This is a genomic window from Pseudomonas halotolerans (assembly GCF_039581215.1).
In the GTDB taxonomy this organism is placed as follows: domain Bacteria; phylum Pseudomonadota; class Gammaproteobacteria; order Pseudomonadales; family Pseudomonadaceae; genus Aquipseudomonas; species Aquipseudomonas tehranensis.
The window spans coordinates 453,856-461,703 of the sequence record NZ_JBCNTJ010000003.1 but is presented as its reverse complement, the minus strand read 5'-3'; the positions used below and the strand labels follow the sequence as shown (position 1 = coordinate 461,703).

The window sequence follows — 7,848 nt, the reverse complement described above, 5'->3', positions numbered from 1 at the left end:
CCCCTCGCAAGAGGGGCGGCGTTTTCAGTCGAGCGTTGAAGCCTTAGGCTTGAACGACCGGGATGTTGGCATTGGCAGCCGCTTCACGGAACTCGGCGATCTGGTCGAAGCTCAGGTAGCGGTACACGTCCGCTGCCATGCTGTCGATCTTGCCGGCGTATTCCATGTACTCCTCGACGGTCGGCAGGCGACCCAGGATGGACGCCACGGATGCCAGTTCGGCCGAAGCCAGGTAGACATTCGCGCCGTCGCCCAGACGGTTCGGGAAGTTACGGGTCGACGTCGACACCACGGTGGAGTTCGGTTCCACGCGTGCCTGGTTACCCATGCACAGCGAGCAGCCTGGCATTTCCATCCGGGCACCGGCCTTGCCGTAGATGCCGTAGTAGCCTTCTTCGGTAAGTTGGTGAGCGTCCATCTTGGTCGGCGGCGAGAGCCACAGACGGGTTGGCAGCTGACCCTTGACCTGTTCCAGCAACTTACCCGCAGCGCGGAAGTGGCCGATGTTGGTCATGCACGAACCGATGAACACTTCGTCGATCTTCTGCCCAGCGACGCTGGAGAGCAGGCGGGCATCGTCCGGGTCGTTCGGCGCGCAGAGCACAGGCTCCTTGACGTCGGCCAGGTCGATCTCGATGACTTCGGCGTATTCGGCGTCCTTGTCGGCTTCCAGCAGTTCCGGGTTGGCCAGCCAGGCTTCCATCGCTTGGGCACGACGCTCCAGGGTGCGGGCATCGCCGTAGCCTTCGCCGATCATCCAGCGCAGCAGGGTGATGTTCGATTGCAGGTATTCGGCAATCGATTCCTTGGACAGCTTGATGGTGCAACCGGCAGCCGAACGTTCGGCCGAGGCGTCGGACAGTTCGAACGCTTGCTCGACGGTCAGGGTTTCCAGGCCTTCGATTTCCAGGATGCGGCCGGAGAAGGCGTTCTTCTTGCCTTTCTTCTCGACGGTCAACAGACCTTTCTGGATCGCGTAGTAAGGGATGGCATGTACCAGGTCACGCAGGGTGACGCCCGGTTGCAGCTTGCCCTTGAAGCGAACCAGGATCGATTCCGGCATGTCCAGCGGCATGACGCCAGTGGCGGCGGCGAACGCCACCAGGCCGGAACCGGCCGGGAACGAGATACCGATCGGGAAACGGGTGTGGGAGTCACCACCGGTGCCGACGGTGTCCGGCAGCAGCATGCGGTTCAGCCAGCTGTGGATGATGCCGTCGCCCGGACGCAGGGACACGCCGCCACGGGTCATGATGAAGTCAGGCAGGGTGTGGTGGGTGGTCACGTCGATCGGCTTTGGATAGGCCGCGGTGTGGCAGAAGGACTGCATCACCAGATCGGTCGAGAAGCCCAGGCACGCCAGGTCTTTCAATTCGTCACGGGTCATCGGGCCAGTGGTGTCCTGGGAACCGACGGTGGTCATCTTCGGCTCGCAGTAGGTGCCCGGACGAACGCCGGTCACGCCGCAGGCCTTGCCGACCATTTTCTGCGCCAGGGTGAAACCCTTGGTGCTTTCGGCCGGTGCTTCAGGCTTCTTGAACAGGTCCGAAGCGGGCAGGCCCAACTCGGCACGTGCCTTCTCGGTCAGGCCACGGCCGATGATCAGCGGGATACGGCCACCGGCGCGCACTTCGTCCAACAGGACCGGGGTCTTCATTTCGAAGGTGGTCAGGACTTCGTCGGTGCCGTGCTTGCAGACTTTGCCAGCATGCGGGTACAGGTCGATCACGTCGCCCATGTGCATGTTGGACACATCGAATTCGATCGGCAGGGCGCCGGCGTCTTCCATGGTGTTGTAGAAAATCGGCGCGATCTTGCTGCCGAAGCAGAAACCACCGGCACGCTTGTTCGGCACGTAAGGCACGTCGTCACCGAAGAACCACAGCACCGAGTTGGTGGCTGATTTACGCGACGAACCGGTACCGACCACGTCACCGACGTAGGCGATCGGGAAGCCCTGGCCGCGCATTTCTTCGATCTGCTTCATCGGGCCGGTCTTGCCTTGTTCATCGGGCACGATACCGTCACGGGCCATTTTCAGCATGGCCAGGGCGTGCAGCGGGATGTCCGGGCGGGACCAGGCGTCAGGAGCCGGGGAGAGGTCGTCGGTGTTGGTTTCGCCGGTAACCTTGAACACGCGCAGGCTGATCTTGTCGGCCAGCACCGGGCGGTTCTTGAACCACTCGCCGTCGGCCCAGGATTGCAGCACGCCCTTGGCGTGAACGTTGCCGTTCTTGGCTTTTTCAGCCACGTCGTGGAAAGCGTCGAACATCAGCAGGGTGTGCTTGAGTTCTTCGGCGGCGACTGGCGCCAGTTCGGCGTCGTCCAGCAGGTCCACCAGGGTGACGATGTTGTAGCCGCCCTGCATGGTGCCAAGCAGTTCAACGGCGCGCTTCTTGTCCAGCAGAGGGGACTGGGCTTCGCCTTTGGCCAGGGCGGACAGGAAACCGGCCTTCACGTAGGCGGCTTCGTCGACTCCAGGCGGAACGCGATTGGTGATCAGGTCAACGAGGAAAGCTTCTTCGCCAGCCGGAGGATTCTTCAGCAGCTCGATCAGGCCTGCGGTTTGTTCGGCGTTAAGCGGCTGGGGAACGATACCCAGTGCTGCACGCTCTTCGATATGTTTGCGGTAGGCTTCAAGCACAGTTATTACCCTCATCAGTGGTCCCAAATGGGTGTCCGGGACGCTCATCCAGAAACCCACGGTACTCATGCGCGTCGGGGGCTTTTTGAGCCACCACGCCAGAGTTTCCGCAAGTTCCTCACAGAAGCTGCTTTCAAAGTTTTACGCCTGCAGAACGGGGAGCTGATGAGGGTTGGCGTTGGGCTTTCCCCGCTGGAAAGACCCTCGGCCAACACCGCTCTGAAGGAACGACTGTGCTCGTGACGCTTTGAAAACAGCTTCTAACGGACATTGGCGCCTTAAAAGGCTGGCTGATTCTACGGCAAAAAAAAAATAAACGTAAGTTAGGCCCTGAAGTTTGAGGGGTGATCAATCTTAGACAAAGGGCTAACATGCCGGCCTGTCCTGCTTTTGCGTGTGCTTTTCCTTATGCCCAACCAGCTCATCAAGACCCCCTGTGTCGGCCTCTGCTCCACTGTCTATGGTGACCTGGTGTGCCGTGGCTGCAAGCGGTTCCACCATGAAGTGATTCACTGGAACGGCTATAACGAGGACGAGAAACGAGCGGTGTGGATGCGACTGGAGCAACTGCTGGTCCAGGTCATGGTGGCCAAGCTGGAGGTTTTTGATCCTGCTCTGCTGCGCCAGCAACTGGAGACACGCAAGATCCGTTTTGTGCCGCACCAGTCGGAATATTGCTGGGCTTATCAGTTGATCGCCCGTGGCGCGCGGGTGATCAACAACCTGGAAGCCTACGGCATGGTGCTGATGCCCGAATTTCGCGACTGGGATCTGCCGGACCTGCGCGATGCCATTGATCGGGAATTTTTCCTGCTGTCCGAAGCCCATTACCAGCGCTACATCGCGCCGGGGTTTCTGAAGGATGCAATCGGCGGCTGACTCCCGGCCATTTGTGCAAAGAGCTTTTGTGGCGAGGGGATTTATCCCCGTTCGGCTGCGAAGCAGGCGTCTGGCGTTTAGAGTGATGGGCCTGCTCCGCAGTCCAACGGGGATAAATCCCCTCACCACAGCTTATTTACTCCCTGACCGCCAACTCCACCAGATGATCCTCAACCTCCTGCGGCTTGAGCACCAGCACATCGCTTTCCAGCGTATCGAGCACCGCTTCGGCGGTATTGCCGATCAGGACACCGGACAACCCGGAACGCGCCACGGTGCCGATCACTGTCACCGCCGCCTGCAGCTTGCGCGCCATGTATGGAATCAGGACGTCCGCCGGACCTTCTTCGATGTGCAAGTGTTGGTCGTCGATGTCGAACTCAGCCTGGAACGCCCGGCATTGTTCGCGGTATTTGGCCTCGATGGTTTCCTTGAGCTGGAACGTCGGGTCGGCGGACGAAAGCATCGGTGTGGGATGGGCGCTGATCACATGCAGATGCGCCTTGGCCAGGCTGGCGATGTCGTAGCCGTGATCGATGATGGTGGCGTGCAGGTGACGGTGCTCGCCGTCGGCATTGCCCACGTCGACCGCGGCCAGGATCACTTTGTCTTTCCAGGAACCGGCGGTTTTCACCAGCAGCACCGGCGTCGGACAATGGCGCAGCAGTTTCCAGTCTGCCGGGGTGAGCAGGGCTTTTTTCAGCGGGCTGTCGGGAAAATGTTGCTTGATCACCAGGCCGCAACCTTCGGCCTGCTGGACGTCGATGATGGTTTCGTACAGGCTTTCGTTCCAGGCCTGTTCGGTGGTCACGCTGTAACCGTCTGCCAGCAGTGCGGCCTTCAGCACGCTGAGCATGCCGGCATGGTCATGCTTTTTGTCGCACACCAGCAGGTGCAAGTGAGCCTGGGTCACACCGGCGATCAATTTGGCGCGCTTGAGCGCCAGGCTTTCCGAATGTTCGGGGTCGATGACCACCAGAATGCTGCGAATGGCTTGCATGATCGGCGTCTCCAGCAATAAAAAGGCATGGCGTTGCTCAACTATAGTTGCTATGGGGGCGTCGTCTACTTGATGCATATCAACGGCGGTGGCTGGTGGTCTGGAAGCAGGCCGGTATAATCGGCGCCCTTCGCTCGACTACCTTTTTCCGTGAGCCCCATGATCCTTCCCGAAATTCATGAATTCCTTGGTTGCCGCACGCCCGATGCCTGGGTCCAGGCGGCGCTGGCCGACCAGGAGACGCTGCTGATCGACCACAAGAACTGCGAATTCAAGGCCGCCAGCACCGCCCTGAGCCTGATCGCCAAGTACCACTCCCACGTTGACCTGATCAACCTGATGTCACGTCTGGCCCGGGAAGAACTGGTGCATCACGAACAGGTCATGCGTCTGATGAAAAAACGCAAGGTCGGCTTGCGCCAGCTCTCTGCCGGGCGTTACGCCTCGGGGCTGCGCAAAGTGGTCCGCAGCCACGAACCGGTGAAACTGGTGGACACCCTAGTGGTCGGCGCCTTCATCGAAGCCCGTAGTTGCGAGCGTTTCGAGGCCCTGGTGCCGCACCTGGACGAAGAACTGGGCAAGTTCTATTTCGGCTTGCTCAAAAGCGAGGCCCGGCATTTCCAGGGTTACCTGAAGTTGGCCTACCAGTATGGCGACGCCAAGGACATTGCCCAGGTGATCGACAAGGTGCGTGACGCCGAGCAGGCGCTGATTGAGTCGCCGGATGTGGAATTTCGCTTCCACAGCGGTGTGCCCGTCGCTGCGTGAGATAGGTAGGATCAAAAAAAGATCGCAGCCTTCGGCAGCTCCTACAGAACGCACGCCATCCAACTGTAGGAGCTGCCGAAGGCTGCGATCTTTTATGAAAGCCCCTAATCGGTCAAACCCAGCCGCTCATGCCACTGGGCAATGGACTCCTGGGGATAGACCTCGAACTGCTGATCACCCGCATGCGCCTCGACTTCCACCCACGGAGCCTTGGAGCCCAGCATCAGATGGGTGTGCTCAGGCGGTACCGGCAACGGCGTGTCGATGGCAGAGGCGAACGGGTGGATCAGCTCCGGCCATTCGGGGCTGAACAGCCACAAACCCGAGCCGCAAAGGGAGCAGAAGTGCCGTTCGGCGCTGCTGCGGTGGGCGCGTTTATCCCCTTCATCCTTGAGCCGTGCATGGTAGATCGAGATGTGCTTGCGACCGCGTACTTTCAGGCTTCGGGCATCGCCCCCGAGATTGATTGCAAAACCGCCACCGCCCTGGGTCTTGCGACAGATCGAGCAGTAGCAGCGTTGATAAGGGTAGGGGTGGGCGCAGGTGAGGCTGAACGACACCGCGCCGCAGTGGCAGGATCCTTCGAGCTGCATGAGAACCTCCAGTTGGCGATTGGGAATGGTTCTGGATAGCCTAGACGCTCAGCGTTTTTTGACAGTTGAATTCAGGCCGGCCATGCGGCAGCCATCGCGAGCAGGCTCGCTCCCACATTTGATCTTCAGTGAACACAAGTAATGTCTACACAGGAAATCCCCTGTGGGAGCGAGCCTGCTCGCGATGAACGATGACGCGCTCTAGCGACCGGGCACCCGCCACAAATACCACGCCGCCACCGTCCGATGCGGGCTCCACGCCTGTCCAATCCCAACCATCTGTTTGCGCGTGGGTTGGACGTCCAAGCCCTTGAGCCGCCGATAACCTTCCCGCACCCCAAAGTCATCCGCCGGCAGAATATCCGGCCGTTCCAGGCTATAGATCAGCAGCATTTCCACGGTCCAGCGTCCGACGCCGCGCAAGGTGATCAGGCGTTCGATCAAGGCCTCATCATCCATGGCCAGGGCCGTGGCGTAGTCCGGCACCACCGCGTCCATCGTCGCTTGGGCGATGCCCTGTATGGTCGCGATCTTGTTGGCGGAAAATCCGCAATCGCGCAGCTGTTGGACGTCAGTCGCCAGGATCTGCTCCGGCCTGGGGAAAGTCCCGCCGGGAAACAGCCCCAGAAAGCGGCCGAGAATCGCATCGCCGGCTTTAGCATGCAGTTGTTGATAGGCAATCGCCCGGACCAGGGCTTCGTACGGGTCGCGGGACGGTTTGGGCTGCAGCAGGCAAGGGCCGATCATTTCGACATGACGGCGCCAGTCTTCGTCGAGGCTTGCCAGAAAGACACGGGCGTCATGGTAGGACTCAGCCATCAGGTGGCCGCTCTCCAGGCTGATCAAAACGCCAGTGGCAGGCTAACCTGCACAGCGGCTTGTTCCAGCCGCAATAGAAATGCCTTGCGTGGCTGCCCGCCACCATAACCGGTCAATGAACCGTCCGCCCCGATTACCCGGTGGCAGGGGATGACGATGGCCAGGCGATTCTGGCCGTTGGCCAGCCCCACCGCGCGGCTGGCACCAGGGCTACCGAGGGCGGTGGCGATGCTGCCGTAGCTACGGGTTTGGCCGTAGGGGATTTTTTCCAGTTCAGCCCAGACTCGCATGGCGAAGGCGCTGCCGGGCATGTGCAGCGGCACGCTGAACGAGGTGAGCTTCCCTGCGAAGTAGTCGACCAGTTCGGTTTCGATCTGTTGCAAGTGGGGGGTGTGCCCCGGCGCGACGCTGTAGCCATAGCGCTGTTGCAATTCTTCGATTTCCCGAGTCAGGGCCGGGCGGTCGAGAAATTCCAGTAACACCAGGCCGCGCCGTTCGGCCATGGCCAGCATCGGCCCCAGGGGCGTGGTCAGGCGGGTGAACAGCAGGGGTTCGCTGTGGGCGGCGCGACCCGGTGTGATGTGGAAAGACTTCACGAAGGCGTCACGAAATCCGCTCAGGGACTCGTAGCCCGAATCGAAAGCCGCATTGTCGATGGAAGTCCCTTGTTTGATGCCCCCCAGCGCGAGGCCCAACCGACGGGTGCGCAGGTACGCGTGGAAAGTCATGCCGAAATGCTGCTTGAACCAGCGCCGCAGCTTCAGCGGTTCGATGCCTTGTTCCTGCAACGAGGCATCGGTCCAGCGCAGGTCGGGTTGATCGTCCACGGCCTTGAGCAGCGTCTGGATCCAGCCCGGCGCGATCGCGGCGGCATCCAGCGGCTTGCACCGCAGACAGGCCCGATAGCCAGCCGACATGGCTTCGTCAGCGTGGGCGAAGAATTCGACGTTCTCCGGCTTTGGCTTGCGTGCCGTGCAGCTGGGGCGACAGAAGATGCCGGTGGTCTTGACCGCCGTGAAGAACACCCCTTCGTAGGCGGTGTCTCGTTCGAGCATGGCGCGGACCATCTCGGCATGGGGTGGGAGTAACGAGTCGTGTAGGTTCATGGGGTGAGCATAGAGCCAGGCCCGCGACGGCTCCACCGA

At 60.8% G+C, this 7,848-nt stretch carries 7 protein-coding genes; 2 read left to right on the top strand and 5 right to left on the bottom strand.

The annotated features are described in order from the left end of the window. Positions 1-43: 43 nt before the first annotated feature. The gene (acnB, locus tag AAIS01_RS06720; RefSeq protein ID WP_343468368.1) at positions 44-2,644 is read right to left on the bottom strand and encodes a bifunctional aconitate hydratase 2/2-methylisocitrate dehydratase; all 2,601 of its coding nucleotides are present in this window, start codon (positions 2,642-2,644) and stop codon (positions 44-46) included. Positions 2,645-3,052: 408 nt separating this feature from the next. On the opposite strand from acnB, the gene AAIS01_RS06715 reads away from it, so the two are divergent. After that, positions 3,053-3,523, top strand: a complete 471-nt coding sequence (locus tag AAIS01_RS06715) for a DUF1289 domain-containing protein (RefSeq protein ID WP_047225747.1) — start codon at positions 3,053-3,055, stop codon at positions 3,521-3,523. A gap of 136 nt (positions 3,524-3,659) precedes the next feature. Here the strand turns inward: AAIS01_RS06715 and AAIS01_RS06710 are convergent, their stop codons facing one another. Next, positions 3,660-4,523 (bottom strand): universal stress protein, encoded by an 864-nt coding sequence (locus tag AAIS01_RS06710; RefSeq protein ID WP_343468355.1) that lies wholly within the window; start codon positions 4,521-4,523, stop codon positions 3,660-3,662. 159 nt (positions 4,524-4,682) lie between these two features. Between AAIS01_RS06710 and AAIS01_RS06705 the strand changes: the two genes are divergently transcribed. Then, positions 4,683-5,291 carry a MiaE family protein gene (locus AAIS01_RS06705; RefSeq protein ID WP_092396857.1) on the top strand — a complete coding sequence of 203 codons (609 nt, stop codon included), beginning with the start codon at positions 4,683-4,685 and terminating at the stop codon, positions 5,289-5,291. Positions 5,292-5,395: 104 nt separating this feature from the next. Here the strand turns inward: AAIS01_RS06705 and AAIS01_RS06700 are convergent, their stop codons facing one another. From AAIS01_RS06700 to AAIS01_RS06690, 3 genes are all read right to left on the bottom strand, one after another. Continuing rightward, the gene (locus tag AAIS01_RS06700) at positions 5,396-5,884 is read right to left on the bottom strand and encodes a GFA family protein (RefSeq protein ID WP_343468354.1); all 489 of its coding nucleotides are present in this window, start codon (positions 5,882-5,884) and stop codon (positions 5,396-5,398) included. A 201-nt stretch (positions 5,885-6,085) separates the two neighbouring features. Then, positions 6,086-6,703 (bottom strand): DNA-3-methyladenine glycosylase family protein, encoded by a 618-nt coding sequence (locus AAIS01_RS06695; protein ID WP_343468353.1) that lies wholly within the window; start codon positions 6,701-6,703, stop codon positions 6,086-6,088. 23 nt (positions 6,704-6,726) lie between these two features. Further along, a complete protein-coding gene (locus AAIS01_RS06690; protein ID WP_343468352.1) occupies positions 6,727-7,809 on the bottom strand; it encodes a bifunctional transcriptional activator/DNA repair enzyme AdaA in 1,083 nt (360 codons plus the stop codon). Positions 7,810-7,848: the final 39 nt, after the last annotated feature.

What these genes read in the sequence shown, in the direction of transcription:
- AAIS01_RS06700 (WP_343468354.1), bottom strand. Translation starts at nt 5,884, where the DNA reads ATGCAGCTCGAAGGATCCTGCCACTGCGGCGCGGTGTCGTTCAGCCTC.
- AAIS01_RS06710 (WP_343468355.1), bottom strand. Translation starts at nt 4,523, where the DNA reads ATGCAAGCCATTCGCAGCATTCTGGTGGTCATCGACCCCGAACATTCG.
- AAIS01_RS06715 (WP_047225747.1), top strand. Translation starts at nt 3,053, where the DNA reads ATGCCCAACCAGCTCATCAAGACCCCCTGTGTCGGCCTCTGCTCCACT.
- AAIS01_RS06695 (WP_343468353.1), bottom strand. Translation starts at nt 6,703, where the DNA reads ATGGCTGAGTCCTACCATGACGCCCGTGTCTTTCTGGCAAGCCTCGAC.
- AAIS01_RS06690 (WP_343468352.1), bottom strand. Translation starts at nt 7,809, where the DNA reads ATGAACCTACACGACTCGTTACTCCCACCCCATGCCGAGATGGTCCGC.
- AAIS01_RS06705 (WP_092396857.1), top strand. Translation starts at nt 4,683, where the DNA reads ATGATCCTTCCCGAAATTCATGAATTCCTTGGTTGCCGCACGCCCGAT.